Origin of the sequence: Kitasatospora sp. NPDC088783, from assembly GCF_044750705.1 — a bacterium.
In the GTDB taxonomy this organism is placed as follows: domain Bacteria; phylum Actinomycetota; class Actinomycetes; order Streptomycetales; family Streptomycetaceae; genus Kitasatospora; species Kitasatospora fiedleri.
Window position 1 is genome coordinate 44,839 of the sequence record NZ_JBIVKJ010000015.1, and the last position, 21,171, is coordinate 66,009.

Below are 21,171 nucleotides of genomic sequence, written 5' to 3' on the forward strand. Positions count from 1 at the left end.
GCGCGTTCTTGGGCGGGGCAGACGTCCGGCGGGTGTCCGCCCTGGGGAGTCAACGGACGGGGGTGATCTGCCGGTAGAGGGCGGTGACCTGGGGGGCGGTCAGGCTGTAGTTCCAGGTTTGGACGTCGCTGATGGATCCGTTGGCGTACTCTCCGTTGCTTCCCTTGTACAGAAGTCGCCCGATCTCGAGCGGCCCCGTCGCGCTCCAGTCGGCTCCGGCGGAGGAGGCGGTGGCCGCCAGGGTGCCGTTCACGTAGAGCTGGAGTTGGTGGTTCGCCGCCGTGTAGACGCCGGCGAGGTGGACCCAGTCACCGGTCTGGGGCGCGCCCGTGCCCGAGCTGGGGCCGTACGCCGTGCTGGAGGAAGCGGTCGTGTCGTTCGCCGAGGCGCGGCCGAAGGCGAAGGCGTGCGCTCCGTTGGAGTAGGAGAGCTGCATGCCGTAGGCGTTGGTACCGGACTGGGAGACGAAGGTGCTGTTGTCGGTGAGGTCAGTCGGCTTCACCCAGGCGGTGACGGTGTAGCTCCTGGTGGTGTCGAGGACAGGCCCGGATGTCTCGCCGTATCCGGTGGCGCCATCGAGGGCGAGGACCGTGCCGCGCGTGGCGTCGGTGGGCCAGGTGTAGGTGCCGTTGAGCGCCAACGGACTCTGGCCGGCGGTGGGGTAGGGGCCGAAGGGGGCGCTGGTGTCGTTCGCAGTGCCCGTCGTGCCGTCGTTGAGCGGCCAGGTGTCCTGGGCACCGAGGATGGCTGTGGTAAGTGCTCCGTGGGCGGCAGTGGTCAGGTTCACATGGTCGGAGATCGCTGCGTCCGGGTTCAGCCGGGTCTCGCCGTTGGCGGAGTCCGGTGTGCCGAGAACGGTGTCGGGGTCGATGTAGTAGAGGGCCGGTGAACTCCAGGCGTTCATGCCGAACATGCCATCGCTGAGCCAGCGGTTGACGGTGGTGCGGTAGCCGTCCACGGTGCCGGTGCACGGGTCGTTGGCACTGTTGCCGGTAGCACCGTCCCCGGTGTAGCCGTCGCAGGGGGTGAGACCGATGGCGGTGACGTTCACCCCGGAGGCCTGGAGGTAGGAGAGCAACTGGGTGTAGCCGTTGGCGTTGAGGTCCTGGGCGGTGCGTCCGTTGAGGACGTCCTCCAGGCCTTCGAGGAGGACGACGCTGTTGAGCCCCGGTTGGGAGAGGATGTCGCGGTCGATGCGGGACAGGACGGACGGGCCGCCGACGGAACCGTTGTTGTGGGTCTCGGGGTCATCCTTCATGACCTGGTTCGATTCGATGCCTTCGGCGATGCTGCCGAACGGGTTCGGAGCGGAGGGCTCGGCGGCGGCCAGGTCGTCGGAGAGCCGGAGGGCGTTCTGTCCGATCGGGGAGGTGTTCGGCTGCCAGGCGTCGATCAAGCCGTCACCGAGCACCGCCTGAGTCGGGATGTTGCTGGTGGTGACGTCGACGTCGGTCAGCGCGTCGGTGAACCAGCCCTGGTAGGTACCGGTGCCGGAGAACGCGGTGGCGCTGGTGTCGGTGGTGTGGTCCCCCGAGCCGTGGGCGGAGAGGTAGCTGTAGGCGGTGTTCGCCCAGGAGTGTTCGACGAGGTAGGGCACCGAGTTGGTCAGGGAAAAGGAGACGAGCAGGTACTGGTCGGCCGTGACGGTGAAAGGCAGCGGATCGCTGTAGACCATGCCGCCGACCGGGACGACAGTGCCTTGCACGCCGCCGAACGTCAGGCTGGTGACCGCTCCGGCGGGGGTCGCTGAGGGGCTGCCGGAGGAGAGCGCGATGGTGGCGTGCCCGATGTTGAGCGAGGTGGTGCCCAGGGCGTTGTCGAGCTTGATCCGTACGGTGTTCCCGGAGATCGATGGCTTGAGCGCGATCCGGAAGGTCTGGTTGGAGAAGTCCGCCCCCTGGAAGTTGTAACTGCCTTCGGTCGGGTTGGCCCAGGCACCGGTCCAGGACGTCCCGGCGGCGGTGTTCGCGGTGGTGCCGTCCGCCTTGGCCGTACCCACCGTGGTGTTGCGGGTGGACATGCCGAAGACGTGCAGCGCCGGCAGGTAGGGCTTGGTCGCGACATCCGGAAGGGTGACGGACACCATGGTCTTGCCCGCGGCGAGCGGGACGGAGAACGGGTAGATCTTCGCCTTCTGCGAGACCTGGCCGCTCGGACTGTTGCGGTGGGGCAGGACGACCGCGGCGAGCGACGTAGGGCCGGTCACCCAGTCGGGCACGGTCAGCGCGTACGTCTGCGTACTGCCGTCGGAGTAAGTGATCACACCACTCGCGGGGCAGTACGCGGACGGGTTGGTGGAGTCGAAGCAGTACGTGCCGGAGACCCCGGTGCCGGCCGGCACGTAGGGGGCCGCCGCGCCGATCACCGCACCCGGGTCGGCCAGGTTGACATTGGTCGACGAGGCCAGCATGACCAGCGAGCTCGTACTGCCCGCGGGGAGCGCCTGGTTGTACGCGATCGTCTGGTTCGCGGCCAGCACGTTGTCCGCCTGCCCGGACCCGTAGGCGGGCAGGGTGAACGTCGCGCCGTTCACCGTCACCCGCTGTCCGGAGCCCCATCCCGCGTTGGCGAGGTCGGTGGCCGACATGCTGTAGTCGCCGTCCGCCGAGCCGAGGGCCGGGTCGGAGTCCGGACTGATGGCGGTGTTGTCGCGGCACGCGGCGAAGCTGCTGCAGGTGGTGTTTGCGTGCCCGGCAGCGAGGAAGCGGTAGGCGGTCATACCCGACACGTCGCCGGCGGCGTCGACGCCGGCGGTCCACAGGGTGTGCGGTCCGGCTGCCTGTGGCAGCACCCGGATATCGGCGGAGGAGTAGATCGAGTTCACCTCGACGTCGGTCAGTGCCCGGGCGTAGACCTGGGCGTCGGCCAAGGAGCCCTTGGTGTAGTCGGTAGCGCCGCCACCGCTGAACCTGGCCGCGCCGAGCGCCAGCGGGCCGGTGGCGTTCCACGGCGCGGGGTTGTTGCCCGTGGCTGCGAGGGTCCCGTTGACGTACAGCCGCATGGCGCCGTTGGTCGCGTCGAAGACGCCCACCAGGTGGGTCCAGGTGTTCAGGGCCGGCGTGCTGCTCAGGTGCGCCGAGTAGTACGCCGCCGGGGACGCGGAATCACTGGAGGCGGAGACGAAGGTGTAGCCCCCGAAGCCAGGGGAGTACTGGAGGTAGAAGGCGGCCGCGTTGGCGCCGCCCTGGGCGACGAAGGTGTGGTAGCCGGAAGTGTCGCCGAGCCGCACCCAGGTCGACACCGAATAGGACGAGGTCGTGGTCAGCACCGGGCCGTTGGTCGCAGCGAACCCGGTGCCGTTCAGATTCATTGCCCCGCCGCGCACGGTGTCGCCCGTGGTGAACGATGCTCCGCCGGTGAGCGTCGCGGGGTGGTTGCCCCCGGTGTCGGAGGCGGTCGCGCCGCTGCCGTCGGTGAGCTTCCAGCGTCCGGCCGGGGCCGACCCGACGGTTCCGGTGGCGGGCGCGATCTGGCTCGCCGGAGTGCCGCTCGTCGCGGGCACCTGGTCGAGGCCGTAGATGAACTTCGTGGCCGGTGCGCCGTCGGCCGCGCCGTGCACGGTGAACGTGGCGCCGGTACCGGCCGCCGCTCCGGTGCCGCCCCCGTTGTCGGTGTTCGGGAAGACCGGGTTCGGCGGTATGGTCGGGCTGTCCGGGCCGGTCGGCACGGCGGTGAAGTGGCACACCGGAGACCAGTCGGAGGTGGAGGCGCCGTCCGTCACCTGCACCTGCCAGGCCACGGTCTGACCGTTCGTCAGTGATCCGGTGAAGGAACTCGGCAGGCTGTAGTCGGCGGTGCTGCCGGAGCCCAGGCCGTCGCCGGACAGCCCTGTCGCGGTGGTGCCGGAACCGTCGACCCAGTACTTGAACGTGGCGCGCAGCGAGTCGCCGTTCGGGTCGGAGATCCTCGCCTTGAGCACCGGGGTGCTGGTTGCGACGGTCTTGCCCATGAACGGGTAGGGCGTGCTGGTCGCGCAGCCGGCGTTGGCGGAGCCGGAGACGGCCGACAGGTCGCTGCTGCCCGGGGTGCCGGGGTGCAGGTTGAAGAAGATCTGCAGGCTCGGGTTGTCGGAGAAGCGGGAGAAGCCGTTGACGTTGTGCGAGGACTCGTAGCCGTCCTCGGTGAGGGCGACGGTGAAGCTGTCCTTGTGGTTCGCGGCCTGCTGCCCGATCGGCCAGGTCACGTCCAGGCCGTGGGAGACGGAACCGTTGCCGGGGCAGTACTGCGGGTTGTAGGACGGGCCGAATTGAGAGCTGGAGATCGTCCCGCCGTAGCCCGACTGGTTGTTCCAGTCGGTGCCGGACCCGATGGCGCCGGCCCAGTGCAGCATGACGGTCGGGCTCTCACCGCAGGCTGCGGAGTACACCTTGGTCGCGTTCACCGTCGCGCTGTTGATGTCCGCACCCCAGATCGAGGACGGCAGATTCCACTGGTAGTAGGCGCGCATGGCACCCTGACAGCCGCCCCAGCCGTTGACACCCACGCCGAGGTTGCCGTAGTCACCCGCGCTGTCGGTGTGGTTGTACAGCGAGACGCCGTTGCACGGTGAGCCCTGTTTCACCTCGTCGAAGGCGGGGGTCCCGCCGTCTGCCGGGTGCCAGTTGAACGTCGGGTCCACGTAGACGGGGAACACGGTGGCGGGGTCCCCCAGCAGGCCCCGATCAGGGGTGAGCGTCAGGGCGTCTTCGCGGACCGACACCCCCACCACGGCGATCTTCGCGGCCGCACCGGGGTGCTTCGTGTCGGAGGGGTCCGGCGCGATCCTGGCGGCCGCGGCCTCCTGGGCCGTCAGCGGGCGCACCGCGCCGTCGGACTGCCCCACCCGGGCGTCCAGACCGGAATCCCACATGACGGCCGATCCGATGTCCAGGACGGGACCGTGCGGGGCGGCCTCGACCGCGGCCCCCCGGCCGGCGGCACCTGTGAGCGTGCCGCCGCTGACGGCGGTCGGCAGCCGCAAGGACGCGAGCCTCGAATCCTTCGCGGCCCGGGCGGATTTGACGACCAGCACCTCGCTGAAGCCGCCGCTGACCGTCGGCGACAGCACCAGGTCCACGTCGGGCAGGACCTCCGGATAGGTGGCAGAACTTCCGTCCACCTTCGGTACCGGCAGTTCTGACGGCCACGACACCCGGTACGTCGTCCCGCCGGAGACGGTTTCCACCAGTGGCCCGTTGCCGCCGCCGGAGAACCGCACCGATCCGTAGGCCGTCGCCGCGGGAGCCAGCCTGCCGTCCGGACCCCGGTGGAGGGTGGTGTCCACCGCCATCCACCGGCCGTTCTGCTCGGTCCGCACCGGCTTCGCCGAACTGTTCACGGCGAAACCGCCCCCGGGCTGCGCCACGACCTGCGTCGACTCCGTGGTCAGCGCGTCCACCGCCACCGGCTGACCGGTGGCCCGGGCCTTCGTTCCCGCGGCTGCCATGGCGGCGAGTTCAGCCGCGTCCGGCCCGGTGTTGCTCCGCAGGGGGGAGAGCCCTGACTCCTTCGTCAGCGATCCCGCCGGTGCGGGGTCGCCCGTTACCGAGGGCGCCGCCCCTTCGGCTCCCGGGGCGGTTGCCGAGGCGGGGGTGGCGTACCACCCGGCAGACAGGGCAAGGCCCATGGACAGGGCCGCGGCAACCGTCTGTCCTCTCTTCGGCGCAGTCATTCCAACCACAAGAAAAATTCCCCTTTGCTATTTATTTGTTTTCTTTTTCTGCAGCCTTGACATTTTTGTGAAAAATGGTGGTCGACATGCTTCCGCATGGTAGCCAGAAAATTAGCACGGTGCCATGTCCGATCTTGGTGACAATGGGGCGGTAGGTCCTCGATGTTGCATTTGGCGACCTTTGGGGTGGCATGCTGCGGGTGAGTGAGAGGTTTGTACAAATCTTGATTTCACCTTTTCTTTCGGAGGGGGATCGGCCTGGTAAGGGGCGGTGGTGCACCCCTGGCTCGGAAGTGCGTGATCTGATGTCAGATGCCTTTGTTTGTCGCGTTTTGACGGGAAGCTTGTTGGCGGCCGCACTCGTTTTCCGGCGATTGGATGTATCTTCCGGTCCCGGCTTCACCTCTGGTATCGTCCGCCCGATTCAATTTTCCATCATTACGGCGATGGGGGCTGTGCTGGTGTCGGACGTCGGTCTAATATTGCTTTTCGGGGATCGTCCTGGGCGGGGGGACGGCGGCATGGCTCGGCGCCTGCTGACATTTGCGGTGTCAGCCTCGCTGGCGGTCGGGGGCCTTCTCGGGACGCCACTGGCTGCTGCTTCGACCGCTCAGCGGGGGGCCGCCGCCCCACCCGCCGAATCGATTCCGGTATCGGCGGTCGAAGGCCACTACCAGCGTCCGCAGCCGATGCCGCGCTGGCAGCCGGAGAAACCGGCCTGGCCGACGGGATCCGCCGAGGTCTCCCTCGCTCCCACGCCACGTGGTGGTGCGTCGGCCGGGTCCCAGGCAGGCACGCTGCCCGTCCGGCTCTCCGCTGCCATCGGTGGACACTCCGAAGAGGACCGAGCACCCCGGGAGAGCGCCGACGCGACGCCGTCCTCGGCGCGAGTGACCATCGCCCCCCGTGAGGCCGCGCAGGCCCTCGGCATCAACGGCGTCGTCGTGTCGGTTGAGCGGGACGGCAGCGACGGCGGAGGAACCCCCCTGCACCTGGCGCTGTCCTACCGGCAGTTCCAGGACGCCTTCGGCGGGGACTGGGCTACCCGACTGGGCCTGGTCCAGCTTCCGGCCTGCGCCCTCACCACGCCCACCGTGCCCGCGTGCCGCAGGGAGACACCGGTCGGATTCCGCAACGACACCGCGAAGCGGACACTGGAAACCGACCTCCTCCTCCCGGACGGCGGCGCCCGCAGCGGTGATCCGCGACCTCCGGGCACGTCGGTGTCATCGGCGACCTTGCGCACCGGCACTGCGAACCCCGAAGCCGAGGCCGGACCGGTCGGCACCGTACGGGCCGGGATCGCCTCGTCCACCACCGTGCTGGCCGCGACCACGACCGCCACCACCGGGCCCGGCGGCGGGGGTGACGTCACCGCCACCAGCCTCAGGGCGGCCGGCTCGTGGCAGGCCGGGGGCGCTGCGGACTCCTTCACCTGGTCGAACCCGATTCCCGCGCCCGCGGTACCCGGGAACCTGGTCCCGAAGCTGCAACTGTCCTACGACTCCCAGTCCGTCGACGGCCTCACCTCCTCGACCAACAACCAGGCGTCCCAGGTCGGCGACGGCTGGCAGCTCCCGCAGTCGTTCGTCGAGCGCTCCTACGCCTCCTGCCACGACAACCCCGCGGGCCCCACCCGGACCGGGGACAACTGCTGGTCCGCTGGCAACACCCTGACGCTCTCCCTGAACGGCTCCAGCACCAAGCTGATCAAGGACGACGCCACCGGGACCTACCGGGCGCAGGGGGACTCGAACGAGAAGATCGAGTATCTGGCCGGTGCCGCCAACGGCGCGCAGAACGGCGAGCACTTCAAGGTCACCACCAACGACGGCACCCAGTACTGGTTCGGCCTGAACCAGCTGCCCGGCTGGACCTCCGGCAGCGCCACTACGGACTCGGTGTGGACCGAGCCCGTCTACGCGACCACGGCCGGCCAGCCCTGCTACCACGCGGTGTTCGCCGATTCCTGGTGCCAGCAGGCCTACCGGTGGAACCTCGACTACGTCGTCGACACCCACGCGGACACCATCGCCTACTTCTACAAGACCGAGCAGGGCCACTACGCCGCCGATGACGCGGCCACCGCCACCGCCCAGTACACCCGCGGCGGCTACCTGTCGAAGATCCAGTACGGCCAACGGGCCGGCCAGGTCTACTCCACCCAGCCCGCCGCCCAGGTGGTCTTCACCGTCAACGGGCGCTGCAACACCTCTGCGACCGGCTGCGACGTCTCCGGCCTGAACGCTTCCAGTGCGAGTGACTGGCCCGACGTCCCCTACGACATGGACTGCGCTGCCGGTGCCGCTTGCCTGGTTCACGCCCCGTCCTTCTGGACCGCGTACATGGTCACCGGCATCCGGACCCAGGTGCTGGTCGGGACCACCGAGACCGACGCCGACTCCTGGGCGCTCGCATACTCCTTCCCCCCGACCGGTGATTCCACCCAGCCGTCCCTGTGGCTCGACTCCATCACCCACACGGGCCAGGACACCGGCGCCGGCGGATCCAGCGTGCCCCTCTCCCTGCCACGGGTGGCCTTCACCGGTCGGCCGCTGTCGAACCGGGTAGACGTCACCGACGGGTACTCGCCGATCACCCGCCAGCGCCTGACCGGCGTCACGACCGAGACCGGCGCCCGGGTCACCGTCACCTACTCGGCCCCCGACTGTGCCACGGCCGTCCCCAGCGACCCCGCGCAGAACACCAGGCTCTGTTACCCGTCCTACTGGACCCCGAACGGGCAGACGTCCCCGGTCCTGGACTGGTTCAACAAGTTCGTCGTCACCAGCGTCACCCAGCAGGACCCCACCGGCGGATCGGCCAACGACACCGTCACCACCAGCTACACCCCCGTCGGCACCCCCGCCTGGCACCACGACGACAACCCGCTGCTCCCCGCCGGGCAGCGGACCTGGAACGAGTGGCGCGGCTACCAGGGCATGGTCGTCTCCACCGGGACGGCGCCGGATCCGGTCACCAGAACCCAGTACGGCTACTTCCGAGGCATGGACGGCGACACCCTGCCGAACAACGGCGTCCGCCGTGCCACGGTCACCGACTCCCGTGGCGATCCCGCGATCACCGACCTGGACCAGTACTCCGGGCAGGTGTACGAGACCCGCGTCTTCAACGGTCCCGCACTCGTCACCGACACCATCAGCACTCCGTGGTCCTCCGCAGCCACCGCCACCCACGCGCTCGGCGGAGGGTTGCCCGATCAGCACGCGTTCCTGACCGGTACGGCCACCACGCGGGTCTACACCCCGCTAGCGTCCGGCTCGACCCGCCAGACCCGGACCGACTACACCCACGACTCCCACGGCCGCATCGCCACGACCGACGACCAGGGCGACGTCTCCACCGCGGCCGACGACTTGTGCACCACCGTCAAGTTCGCAGACAACACCACCACCTGGATCCTCGACAAGACCGCCGAGACCAGGATCGTCTCGCTCGGCTGCTCCGCCACCCCGAACCTCCCGGCCGACCTGGTCAGCGACACCCTGACGTTCTACGATTCGTCCGCCGTCCTCGCCGCCGCGCCCAGTGCCGGCGACGCCACCAAGCGTCAGGAAGTGTCGTCCTACTCCGGGTCCACTCCGGTCTGCACCACCACACAGAGCCGGGCGGTGGACCAGTACGGGCGTCCGACCGACGTGTACGACGGGCTCAACCACAGGACCCACACCGACTACGTCCCTGCCGTCGGTGCGGTGCCCACGTCCATCGCCGTGACCGACCCGTTGAACCACGTGAGCACCGTGGTCCTGGACCCGCTGCGAGGCCTCGTGCTGAGGGCCACGGACGCCGCAGGGTACGTGACCAGCAGTCAGTACGACGCCCTCGGTCGCGTGACGGCCGTGTACCGGCCGGGCGAAGTCGCCCCCAACCCGCCGAGCCTCAAGTTCAGCTACGTCGTGAGCGACAGCGGCCCGTCCGTCGTCGACACCTACACCCTTGAGGACGACTCCACCTTCCGGCTGTCCGAGACCCTCTACGACTCGCTGTTGCGGGCCCGTGAGACCCAGGCACAGACCGTCGACGGCGGCCGCACCATCACCGACACGGTGTACAACACGGACGGTTGGAAGTCAGGGATCACCGACCCCTACTACAACGCCTCCCCGGTGTCCACCACCTATGTGCAGGCCCAGATCGGTGACGTCCCCTCCGCGACCGGCTACGCCTACGACGGCGCCGGGCGGCAGACCGATGCGATCTCCTACGCCCGCGGCACGGAGACGTGGCGCACCACCACCGGCTACGGCGGCGACTTCACCACCGTCGTCCCCCCGGCTGGCAGGACCGCGACCACCCAGGTCGTCGACGCCCGCGGCCGGCGGACAGACCTGATCCAGTACAGGGCCGGCCGGCCGGCCGACTACGTCAACGACCAGCCCGCTGACTACACCGACACCCGGTACACCTCCACCCCGGCTGGCAAACCGGCGACCCAGGTGGACCCGGCGGGCAACACCTGGTCCTGGACGTACGACCTGCTCGGCCAACGTACCGACAGCTACGATCCCGATGCCGGACACGTCAGGACCGGCTACGACAACGCGGGCCGACCCGTGACCTCGACCGACGCGCGCGGCAGACAGACCACCACCACCTACGACGACGACGGCCGCAGGACCGGCCTGTACGACACGACCGCCACTCAGGCCCTGTCCAGCGCCAACCAGCTCGCCGGCTGGACGTACGACACCCTCAAGAAGGGCTACCCCACTTCCAGCACCTCCTACTCCAACGGTGACACGTACACCAACGCGGTCCTCGGTTACAACAGTCTGGGCAAGGCCCAGGCCACAAGGACCACGCTCACCGGTGAGGGCACGAACCTGATCCCCGCCACCGGGTTCACCACTACCTACGGCTACACCCTCACCGGCCGCCTCAAGACCCGGAACGATCCCGCCGAGGGCGGCCTGCCCGCCGAGACCCTCACCTACGGGTACGACACGTTCGGCGACCCCACTTCGCTCAAGTCCAGCGGCGGTGCCACCTGGGACTACGTCACCTCGGTCGGCTACGACGAGTACGGCCAGCCGCTCATCTACACCATGGGGCCCTCGACCAGCCAGGTCCAGACCGCCCTCACCTACGACGTCCAGACCCACGGCCTGACCGACATCCAGACCACGGCATCCGCCGTTCCCGGGGTCGTTGACGACCTGTCCTACTCCTTCGCCAACGCCTCGGTCTCCAAGGGTGCGGGCCTGCTGGTCTCCACCGTCGACAAGCAGAACAACAGCTCCACGGTCGACACCCAGTGCTTCCAGTACGACTACGCCGACCGCGTCCAGCAAGCCTGGACAGCCACCGACGGGTGTGCCGCCATCCCGGTCCCCGGCAACAGCCCGACCGTGGGCGGTCCGCTCGCCCCCTACTGGCAGTCCTGGACCTACGACCCGGCCGGCAACCGCACCACCCAGACCGACCACGGCGCCACCGGTGTCCCCGACACCACCACCACCTACACCTACCCCGCAGCCGGTTCGGCCACCGACCAGCCCCACACCCTCACCGGCACCACGGCCACCGGCCCTGGCGCCGCCGCCAGCACCGCCTCCTACTCCTACGACCCGGCCGGCAACACCCTGAGCATCAACAGCGGTGCCCTCGGCAATCAGACCCTGACCTGGGACACCCAGGGCAGGCTCGCCACCGACACCACCGGTGCCGGAACCGCCGGTTACGTCTACGACACCGACGGCAAGATGTCGGTCCGCCGCGACCCGGGCACCACCACCCTCTACGTCGACGACGCCCAGATCGTCCTCAGCACCGCGTCCCAGAGCGTCAGCGGTACTCGTTACTACACGCTCGGCGACTCCACCGTCGCCGAGCGCACCAGCGCCGGTGCCGTCCACTACCTCGTCCCCGACCGGCAGAGCACCGATCAACTCGCCGTCTCCGCGAGCACCCTGTCCGCAGTCCGCCGCCAGTACCTCCCCTTCGGACAGGTACGCGGCACCGCCGGCACCTGGGTCGGCGGGGACAAGGGCTTTGTCAGCGGACACGACGACGTCGTCACCGGACTCGAGACCCTGGGCGTTCGCCAGTACGACCCCGCGGTCGGACGTTTCCTCAGTCCCGACCCCATGTTCGAAGATAACGACCCGAGCCAGACCAACGGCTACGACTACGCGGGCAACGACCCGGTCACCGGGGCGGATCCCGATGGGAACTACCGTGTGGCGCCCGTGGACGGGGGGAGCGACGCCTTCCTCCCGTCCGGGAGCAACGGAGAAGTCCCGTGCGACGAGAGCGCCGCCTGCAAGCAGTGGCGGGACGCGCCGACGGCCGAGAACAAGCCCAAGGTCGGAAAGCCGAACAAGCTCTCCGCCGCGGCGGCCGCGTCGATCCTGACCACCGGCCTGAACATCCTCAACGACTACTACTCCTCGAAGGAGAAGGGTTATGTGTACCAGGACGTCACCAGCATCATTTCCAAGATGACGGTCCAGTACAGCGACGGTGAGGCCGAACGGGTCGTGGTGATCACCAGCAAGAAGGGGCTTCCGGCTTCGGTCATCAAGAGCCTCAATGAAGCAGGCATCTGGGTCTTCAAAGCCTCACCGAAAGAGGGGTCACTCGGGAAGGGGCACGCGGAAGGCGCTGCGAAGGCCCTGCGGGAAGACGTCGATCTCCAGGAGGAGACGCTCGGCGGGAAGATCACGGACGTCGATACGGCGCTCGTCTCGGCGAACATCTGCTCGCCGGAGTGCGAGGAGGACGCGACGGCTTTCGTGGGTCGTCCCGGCACGGTCCTGGAGAAGGGCACCCGAGGGATCATCAATGGTCAGAGGATGGACAACACCCTTATGGCCAGCCTGCGGAAGGCCCTCGGTTCGGGGAGGCCGTTCGCAGTCTGGCTCCGTGCCTCGATGCTCGGGACCGGGCCGTTCGGAGGCGGCGGTGGAGGCGAGGAGGACGAGGAGGGAGGCGGTGGAATCATGTCGAACGGTGCCGTGGAGGACGAGGAATAACGAAATCTCCTGGAAAAGGACGGCCGGTTTTTCGTTCCACCGTTCCGGAGCACTGCTCCGTTGATCCGACGCAGCGGCCCGCCGAACCATCGGCGGGCCGCTGCGTGATGGGATAGGATCGTGTTCCGTGAAAGCCAGACTTCAACTCCTCGTTCGCAACCTGGTGCGCGCCATCGAGAGGGGGGACGTCGCAGACTTCCAGCGGCGGTCGGGAGAACTCCTCCATGAATCCAGGAAACAGGACGACCGGTTCCGGACGGCTGTCGTCGAGGAAATCGCCCGGTTGCTCCCCGGAGTGGCCGGAGAATTCTCGAAGCTGGCCGTGGTGGCGGGAGCGTGCGTGGAACTCGGCGGTTCCCCACTTCCGCTCGCCGAGGTGCTCCCGGTGCGCTCCGCAGCGGCGCTGGAGGGGTGCGTGGTCTTCGCGGAGGAGTGGGGCAGGGTCTCGGGAGACCGCGGCGCGCTCCCGGACCGTGGTGATCCGCAGTTGATGAGGAGCGTCCTGGAGAGGCTGTTGGAGGGCGACAGGTACACGGAGCCGGAGGTCGCGGAGATGGTGGTCTCGTACCTCGACCTCGACAACTGGCTCAAGGCGTCGATCACGGCGATGGGGAACAAGGAGTTCCGCGCTGCGATGACGTCCCGTGAGCGCCTCCGGCGGGCTGCCGGGGAATTTGCCGCGTCCTGGCCGCGTGCCGGGTGGCTCCACGGGCTCTCCCTGGTGCTGGACGAGGAACCGCTCGTCGTGCTCCACCCAGGGACGGGCAACGGCTACCGGCTGACCATGAGCGGGGTCGGCGACAACTTCCAGCTCTACACCCTGCTCGCCGACGTGCTGATCGGTGACCCGGCGGACGGACTCCTTCCCGGCGAGCGCCCGGACCCCGCATGGGTCGACGCGGCCCTGACGGGGCCGCAGATCTCGGAGGGCGGGCCGATCGCCAGGCGCTTCCTCCTCCACGACGCATACGGCGGGTACGTAGAACCCGAGGGCCGTCCCGCGAACATCCCGGTCTTCGAGGGCGTCCGTACGCTCGTCGTCCGCCCTTCCCCCGAACCCTTCGGCTGGCTGGCGGGAAGGACGTACGCACACATGAGGGCGACGGTGGAACTCGATTCCCTCCTCTCCCGGGAGGAAACGGCGAGATTGATCTCCGGCGTCCGCAGTCCGTCGGCCTAGGCTGCTGTTCCGGGCTTCCTGCTCAGCACTCCGGGCAGTCGGCCGGGACGGGGGCCTCGGGGAAGACATCGTCGCCGTCCAGCCACCCCAGGAGTCGTTCGGTGAGTGTGAACTCCTCGGGGAACAAGGCGTGTTCGATGCACCGGACATTCGGGTCCCAACCCCACATCCGGCCCTCCGGCGTGCTGTAGTCGACCAGGGACCATATCGCGCACCCCCAGGTCAGGAGCGGGACGACGGACTTCGGGTGGTGCGGTCGCCCGCGCCACCCCAGGTACTCCTGCAACAGGGGCTCGCTGTCACTGAAGCTGTAGGTCGTGTCGGTCAGGGACAGCGCCTCGCCCCAGCGTCCGAAGCCGCCGTCAGCGACTTCGAGGTAGATCCGTTTGAGCAACGGAGGCATCGGATGCCCCACCACAGCTTCAAGTTCGGTCACGGCCGCGGGCGGCGCGGGCGGCGGCAGTTCCCCCGGGCGGGCCTGCTCCCGGATCCGCCGGAGGATCTCGTCTTCATTCACACCACATTCCTACCAGCCACGACAACTTCCTGGCAGGGTTCGCCTCTCCACCGCCCGCACTTTCGCCGTCCCGATGTCCCAGACGCCGCTTTTCGGCCTGGCGCCGCACTCGGGGACAGGGGCGTGGCGGGGGAGTGTCTACGGGCACGGGGAGGGCTGCGGGAGGTCCGGGGGCCGCGGTGGGGTCGACTCTTAGCTTGATTCTGTCGGGGATCTTGGAGATGTCGGTCAGGTTCCCAGGGTTCGCCAGGATCTCGACCGGGGCATCTCGCGCTGGTCGAGGTAGTGCTGGAAGGCAGTCGGTCGCCGGGACCTGGGGGCTTCTTCGGCCGGTGGCAGTCCGCTGAGGCGCTCGATGTTGACGGCGATCGCTGTCAGAACGTGCTGGATGTGGGCCTTTCCTTGTGCTCGGTAGCAGCAGCGTCGCATGCCGTGGCCGTGGGCGAACTCGTTGACCGTGCCCTCCACTCCGGAGCGGACTGCGTAGCGTGCCTTCCATTCGGGTGTCCGTTGCTCGGCACGGACGCGGAGTTGCAGGTCACGGAGTTCTCGCGGTGGAAAGCCCACGATTCGGGCACTGTCGGCGGTGGAGGTGCACCGGGTGCGGGCCGGGCAGGGACGGCACTGACTCTTGGTGAACCTGGCCGCGGTCAACGGGGCGGCGGTGGGTGACGAGGTCGGGTAGGGGCCGTGCCAGCCCGCGCTGATCTGCCCCTGGGGCACGTGACCTGCTGACGGCCGTAGTCGATATGGAAGTCGTCCCGAGCGAATCCCTCGTTGCGGCGGTGCTGGTGGGTGGGGTTGCTCCGCAGTGGCCCGGAGACGGTGATCCGGTGTTCACGGGTGGCTTGCTCCAGGTGGGGCAGGGAGGTGTGCCGGCGTCGACCAGATGCTCGGCGGGCAGCAAGCCACGGCGGGCCAGGCGGGTGTGGATGCCGGGCAGGACCGGGCTGTCGTGGGTGGTGGCCGCGGTGGTGGCCACGTCCGTGATCACGTTGGGGCTGTCGGAAGCGCAGGTCTCCGTCCGATGGGCGGCAAAGCCCTTCCAGCTGATGATGTGCCCGTGCCTCGCATGGCGGGCTGAGGTGTCCTAGGGAGAGACGACCGCCCGGGACGAGGGCGGCAGCCCGGGTCCACCTTCCTTCTCGGCGGTGCGCCAGCGCAGTCGGCCTGCCTGGTCACGGTGGTGGTTCTGCACCATGATCTGGTGCAGTGCCTGGGCGCGAGGGCCGGGACCGTGGCCTGCTCCGTGCCGGTGCAGGTGTTCCAGGAGTTGGGCGACGTCGTTGCCGGTGGCGAGGATCCTGGTCGTGGGCTTGGTGGGGTTCTTGCCCAGGCGGACCGGCCGGCCGTAACGGCGCCCCCATGCTTCGTCGACCAGTTCGTCCAGCAGATGAGGGGAGGTGCCGGCGACTTCTTCGAGTGCGGCGCGGACCGCCTCGGTGACCAGTTCCAGGCGGGTCAGGTTGCGCACCGCAGCCAGGACGTGGGTGGAGTCGGTGCGTTGCGTGGTGCGCTCGCGCACCAGTCCGGCTTGGGGACTTCCCGGCTGGTGTTGACGCCCTCGTGCTCCTCGATGTTCAGGTCGATGGAGCGGCAGCCCAGGTCGGCGAGGTAGTCGAGCAGCACTTCCGGGGCGTGCAGGCTCTCCCGGCTGACCAGCGAGATCACCGAGAACGGCACGCCGTGCTCGCGCAGCGCGTTGATGCCGCGCACGATCCGGTCGAAGGCGGCCCGTCCGGCGCGGTCGACACGGCGCGCGTTGAGGGCGCGCGGCCCGTCGATGCTGACGCCGACGCGGACGCCGTGGGCGGCGAGCAGGTCGCACCAGCGGCGGTCGACCAGGGTGGCGTTGGTCTGGACGGCTTGCTGGACGCGGCCTTCGGCGCGCAGCGGCTCGAACGGGGCGAGGGGTTCGCCCGCGTGCCAGATGATCCGTACCGGCCGCCCGCCCGCGGCGGTCAGCTCGGCGACCTCGACGGGCATCGTGCTCTTTGACGCCCGCCCCGGCAGGTAGCAGTAGGCGCAGTCGAGGTTGTAGAAGGTTGTGGGTTGGAGGGCGACCTGCTGGGGCCGGTCATTGATCCAGCTCAGGTGGCGGGTCCTGGGGTCGGGTGCCGGCGGCCGGGCCGTCGGTGTCGTCGGTGCTGGTCGCATGTGGTGCCTCTCCGTGAAGTGGCGGTGCCTCGACGCTAGGAGGTGCCGCTTCCCGGGGACCACGATCTTGCGAGTTCTTGCGCACCCACCGACGGCGGCCGTCGATGGCGGAGGCGATCAGCGCCCGGGCCTCGGCGCCGAAGCGCGCCATCCGGGACAGCTCGGTGAAGACGCCCGCGTACATCTCCATCTCGTGGCGCTGCGTCAGCCGCAGGTGTCCGCTGACCAGTTCGACGGAGGTCTGGACGTCGTCGAACAGGTAGAAGTCCTCCGCCGGGGAGCGGGTGCGGCCGGTCGCCAGGGGGATCACGCCGAGGCTGACCTGCGGCAGGGTGCTCACCGCGATGAGGTGGCCGAGCTGGCCGTCCATCGTCTCCGCGTCGCAGACCGCGCCGCGCAGGACCGACTCCTCGACCAGCAGCGCGAACGTGGCGCCGCTGGAGAAAACCATCTGCTGGCGGGCCGTCCGGGCCTCCACCGCGCCGCCCACGTCGTCCACGGTGCCGCGGGAGCGTTGGACGGCGCGCAGCACGGCCTCGGTGCAGGCGCGGGTCTGGACCATGCCGGGGACGGTGCGGGAGGCGTAGACGCGGAAGCGCCGGGTTCTGCGGTAGAGGTCGAGGACGGAATCCTGGGCCTGACGCAGCCCGCCGGCCTCCAGGCGGCGCCACTCGACGTACATCGACTCCACCGCGCGGGAGGCGGCGATCAGCTCCGGGGCCTGCTGGTCGGCCCCGCACGCCCGGCACCAGGCCCGGATGTCCGCATCCGACGGCGCGGCCTTCCCGGCCCGGAGGCGGGAGGTCTTGGCGGGGTTCCAGCCGCACCGGGCCGACAGCTCGTCGCCGGTGATCCCGGCGTTCCGGCGGAGGTCGCGCAGCCGCTCGGCGAGGGCTCTGCGGGCGGCGACGACGCTGGAGGACGGGGTGTACGGCATGGGGCTGTCGGTCCGGTGTGCTCGTGCTCCAGCTGGTCAGATCGTGTACTTGTCGTGCGGGATCGCCCGCTCCCACACCTGCTCGAAGGCGTCCGCGCACAGCCGGACGGCCGCCAGGTCGTCGGTGAGCTCGCCGCCCAGGGAGTCACCGTCGCCGGAGAAGTGCCCCCAGCGCACCAGCCGGTCGTCGAACAGCCAGAAGTCGTTGCCCGGCAGCGCCAGGGTGCTGGCGTTGCGCCGCGGCAGCCACCGCACCTGCTCGCCGGCCGCCACGTTGGGGAACGTCACGTCGTACTCGTAGCGGATGTACTCGCTGACCGGCTCGGACACGATCCGGGCCCGGCGGATCTCCACGCCGCGGTCGACGGCCTCGGCGACGGTGTCCAGCCAGGGCCGCCACCACGAGGCCCGGTCGGCGGGGTCGAGCCGGTGCCCGTCCCGCCAGGCGCGCAGCGCCGGGTCGTCCTGCATGTACCCGTCGCGCATCTCCAGGTGGAGCGCGGAGCGGGTGGTCCCCCGCAGCAGTTCGTCAATCCTTGTCGTCGCGCTCGGCGACATCCAGTGCCTCCCTGATCGCCTGCGCGAGCCGCGCCGGCACGCGGACGACGGCCTCGTGGTTGGGGATGCGCCCGGTCGCCCGGCACTCGGCCTCCGTCTCCGGGTCGGCCTTCCACCCCTGGATCACCAGGTCCTTCCTCTCCTCGTCGACCCAGATCGTCGGCGAGTCGCCGTTCGGGCTGTTCGGGTCCTTCCCGATGAACTGTAGTGACGTCGGCTCCCCCTGTGATCGTCGGTTGCGAGATAGTGCGACGGCCTCCCGTGCTGCCCTCGATTGATCGCGTACAGCGGAGCGATTCGGGCCAACTCTGCTGTCATCCGGCGTGGTTGCGCAGCACCGTGTCGTGTGCGGCTGGCGGGTGACGGCTCGCAGCCCCCCGCGCGCAAGCGCACTGCTTGCGGTTGGAAACGCACCTTCTGTTACCGTACGCCTCGAATTGCGGCTCACTGGGGGGGCGAGCATGACTGGGTTCCACGTCGATCCGTCGCAGATGATCATCTCGTCGGCCGGGTTCACCGACTTGCAGGCATGGGCGGCGCAGATGCACAGCGGGCTGGTCGGCTCGCTGGACGAGGCGGCTGGCATGGCCGGTGACGACGACACCGGCCGGGCGTTCGCCGCCAAGTACGACCCGGCCGCCCAGTCCGTGGTGAACGCGCTGGGCCGGGTGTTCGGGCAGCTGGGCGGGACCGCGAACGGCCTCTACTCGATGGCGATGAACTACATCCGCACCGACGCGGACATCGCCGAGAGCCTGATGAAACCGCAGGAGCTGCCGAAGTCGTCGCAGCCGCAGTGCGAGCAGGAGCCTAGGACGGTCCAGATCCCCACCGCGGTCGGGCACCAGAACTGGGCGGTGCGGGAGATCGTCAGCAAGTTCTGGCCGCAAGGCGACCCCGCGAAGCTGCGGCAGGCCGGACAGGACTGGAGACGCGCGGCGCAGCTGTTCAGCCAGCTCGGGGCCGAGGGCGACGCCCGCATCCGCGCGGTCACCTCCAGCAGCACCGCCCAGGCGGTGGACGGCATGGCCGCGAACTGGGCCAAGGTCCACGACGGGTGCGCCACCTCGGGCCCGCTGCTGAACACGATGCAGCACGTCGCCTACCAACTGGGCGAGGCGTGCGAGGCGTACGCGGCCGGCATCGAGGACCTGCGCGACACGCTGGAGGACCTGGCGATCACCGCCGCGGCCGTGGCGGTCGCGGGAGTCGCGCTGACCGTCTTCACCGTCGGCATCTCGGACGCGGCGGCGGCGGGCGGGGAGGCGGCGATCGCCGCCGAGGCCGGGGCCGCGGCGCTCGCGCTCACCGCCGAGATCGAAGCGAGCGCGGAGATCGCGGTCCTGGCCGAGGCGGCCTCGATCGTCGACGCGGCCGCCGCCGCCCTGGTGCCGGTCGCCGTCGCCGGCGGCGCCGCGCTGACGCTCGCGGCCGTCGCCTCCCCCGCCGCCGCCGCGCCCGGCCCCACCCCGCCCGGTTCCCCCTTCGCCGCCCCGGGCGTCGGCCCCCTGCCGCCGGATCCCGCCAGCGCCTTCCCGGTCCTCCCGCCGGCGCAGCAGCACGACGTGCGGGTCTGGATGGCGAAGATGGCCGCCGACGGCAGGACCTCGACAGCCCCTGGCCCCACCGGGAAGCCGAAGATCGACGCCCGGCGCGCGTACGAGCTGCGGGTCGCGGGCGGCACGCAGTACGAGCTGTACACCACCGTGCCCAACCCGAAGAAGCCCGGCGAGCAGTCGACCATGCAGGCCGACGGCGTCCGGCCCCAGGACGGCGCGGCGGTCGAGGCCAAGTACGTCGGCCAGGAGAAGGGGTGCAAGTCGCCGTTCCGCCTCGGCAACGTCGACGGTGTCCCGCCCTACGTCTACGAGCCTGCGATGAGGGACCAGGCGTTCGAGATCACCCGGTACGGTTCGGCTTTCCAGGACCCCCGCAACAAGGTCAACCACCTGGAGGTCGTCACCAACGACGAGAAGTCCGCGGCCTACTTCGACGCGCTGATGGCCGCTCAGCATGTTCCCGGGGAGACCCGCGTGGTTCCCTGATCCGATGCCGTCCGCCCGACCGCCCGTCTTGGAAGAGGACACCGTGGGAGCCAAGTTCTACGTCAGCGCCGACCGATCCGTCGTCCCGGCCTGGCCGTTCACCGAACAGCAAGTCGCCGAGGCCGTCCAGCGGCGCTGGCCCGAGAGCACCGCCGGCGTGGTACCCGGCGATGTCCTGGAGATCGACGTCCGGGTCGGCGACGAACACTGCGAGATCCTCTTCTACGACGACCTTCGGTTCTTCGCCTTCCGCGACCAGGAACCGCTCCGGGTGCCCGTCGTCATCATCCACACCCTCCTGCGGGACCTCGCCCCCACCACTCCGGCCATCTGGTGGGCCGATTACGACGGCACACCGGAGCCCTTCGACGTCCAGGCCGATGCGGAGCAGGTGGCCGAGGACTTCGGCATGTAGCACGGGCGTGCCGGTCGACTCCGTCGCTTGACCGGGCGATTGGCTGCGGACCGGCGCCCGCTCACTGCGCGTCCGGACGCAGACCCAGCGCCCTGGTGCAGCGGGGGTGCGCGATGGGCCTGTGTCGTTCGCGGAAACTCATCGCTGCTACTCGGAGTGGATCTGGCGAGCCGTCACGACCTCCTGGAACCCTGTCCGAGTGATCGTCTCACTGGTCTACAAGGGGGCTCGGAAGCTGCTCGCGGTTCCGGCAGTGCTGCTGCGTCGGGACGCGGCCAAGGACGCCGAACTGCTGGTGCTGCGGCATGAGAACGCGGTGCTGCGCAGGCAACTCACCGCACCAGTGCGGTACGAGCAGGCGGACCGGCTGTGGTTCACGGCACTGTCGTCGCTGATCCCCCGGTGCCGGTGGGCGCGGGTGTTTCCGGTGACGCCCGGGACACTGCTCGTGTGGCACCGAAGGCCGATCGCCCAGAAGTGGGACTACAGCAAGCAGCGGGGCAGGCCTGGCAGGCCGCCGACCGCGAGCGCCGTGAAGGCGCTGGTGTTGCGGCTGGCCAACGAGAATCCGCGCGGGGGTAGCCGTCGGATCCAGGGCGAACCGGTCCGCCTCGGGCGTCCGATCGGCGCGGCGACGGTCTGGGAGATCCTGACGGCGGCGGGCATCGATCCGGTCCCGCGCTGAGCTTGCTCCGCTTTGGCGGGCACCCTCGG

Annotated in this window: 12 protein-coding genes and 1 pseudogene; 5 read left to right on the top strand and 8 right to left on the bottom strand. The window is 69.5% G+C overall.

The window, feature by feature from the left end; genetic code table 11:
- Positions 1–49: 49 nt before the first annotated feature.
- Positions 50–5,425, bottom strand: coding sequence for a LamG-like jellyroll fold domain-containing protein (locus ACIP60_RS30905; RefSeq protein WP_400690604.1), 5,376 nt, complete (start codon positions 5,423–5,425; stop codon positions 50–52).
- A gap of 1,115 nt (positions 5,426–6,540) precedes the next feature.
- Between ACIP60_RS30905 and ACIP60_RS30910 the strand changes: the two genes are divergently transcribed.
- Together ACIP60_RS30910 and ACIP60_RS30915 are read left to right on the top strand one after the other, a co-directional pair.
- Positions 6,541–12,648: an RHS repeat-associated core domain-containing protein gene (locus ACIP60_RS30910; RefSeq protein WP_400690607.1), complete on the top strand. Its 6,108-nt coding sequence runs from the start codon at positions 6,541–6,543 to the stop codon at positions 12,646–12,648.
- Between the two features lie 127 nt (positions 12,649–12,775).
- Positions 12,776–13,828 (top strand): hypothetical protein, encoded by a 1,053-nt coding sequence (locus ACIP60_RS30915; protein WP_400690610.1) that lies wholly within the window; start codon positions 12,776–12,778, stop codon positions 13,826–13,828.
- 22 nt (positions 13,829–13,850) lie between these two features.
- Here the strand turns inward: ACIP60_RS30915 and ACIP60_RS30920 are convergent, their stop codons facing one another.
- From ACIP60_RS30920 to ACIP60_RS30950, 7 genes are all read right to left on the bottom strand, one after another.
- A complete protein-coding gene (locus ACIP60_RS30920) occupies positions 13,851–14,345 on the bottom strand; it encodes a hypothetical protein (RefSeq protein ID WP_400690613.1) in 495 nt (164 codons plus the stop codon).
- A gap of 228 nt (positions 14,346–14,573) precedes the next feature.
- Entirely contained in the window at positions 14,574–15,068 is a 495-nt protein-coding gene (locus tag ACIP60_RS30925) for a transposase (protein WP_400690616.1), read from the bottom strand.
- Positions 15,069–15,435: 367 nt separating this feature from the next.
- Complete coding sequence (locus tag ACIP60_RS30930) at positions 15,436–15,870, bottom strand: hypothetical protein (protein WP_400690619.1); 435 nt, start codon at positions 15,868–15,870, stop codon at positions 15,436–15,438.
- Positions 15,807–16,502, bottom strand: coding sequence for a radical SAM protein (locus tag ACIP60_RS30935; RefSeq protein ID WP_400690622.1), 696 nt, complete (start codon positions 16,500–16,502; stop codon positions 15,807–15,809). The genes ACIP60_RS30930 and ACIP60_RS30935 overlap by 64 nt, the downstream gene beginning before the upstream one ends.
- Complete coding sequence (locus ACIP60_RS30940; RefSeq protein WP_400690625.1) at positions 16,423–17,439, bottom strand: helix-turn-helix domain-containing protein; 1,017 nt, start codon at positions 17,437–17,439, stop codon at positions 16,423–16,425. The genes ACIP60_RS30935 and ACIP60_RS30940 overlap by 80 nt, the downstream gene beginning before the upstream one ends.
- Before the next feature lie 36 nt (positions 17,440–17,475).
- Positions 17,476–17,997, bottom strand: a complete 522-nt coding sequence (locus tag ACIP60_RS30945; RefSeq protein ID WP_400690628.1) for a DUF6879 family protein — start codon at positions 17,995–17,997, stop codon at positions 17,476–17,478.
- The gene (locus ACIP60_RS30950) at positions 17,969–18,124 is read right to left on the bottom strand and encodes a hypothetical protein (RefSeq protein WP_400690631.1); all 156 of its coding nucleotides are present in this window, start codon (positions 18,122–18,124) and stop codon (positions 17,969–17,971) included. The genes ACIP60_RS30945 and ACIP60_RS30950 overlap by 29 nt, the downstream gene beginning before the upstream one ends.
- 334 nt (positions 18,125–18,458) lie before the next feature.
- Between ACIP60_RS30950 and ACIP60_RS30955 the strand changes: the two genes are divergently transcribed.
- The 3 genes and pseudogenes from ACIP60_RS30955 to ACIP60_RS30965 form a co-directional block, all read left to right on the top strand.
- Entirely contained in the window at positions 18,459–20,042 is a 1,584-nt protein-coding gene (locus ACIP60_RS30955) for a restriction endonuclease fold toxin-2 domain-containing protein (protein WP_400690634.1), read from the top strand.
- A gap of 43 nt (positions 20,043–20,085) precedes the next feature.
- The gene (locus ACIP60_RS30960; RefSeq protein ID WP_400690637.1) at positions 20,086–20,457 is read left to right on the top strand and encodes a hypothetical protein; all 372 of its coding nucleotides are present in this window, start codon (positions 20,086–20,088) and stop codon (positions 20,455–20,457) included.
- 199 nt (positions 20,458–20,656) lie between these two features.
- Positions 20,657–21,139: pseudogene (locus tag ACIP60_RS30965) on the top strand (integrase); the annotation flags it as partial.
- Between the last annotated feature and the right edge of the window lie 32 nt (positions 21,140–21,171).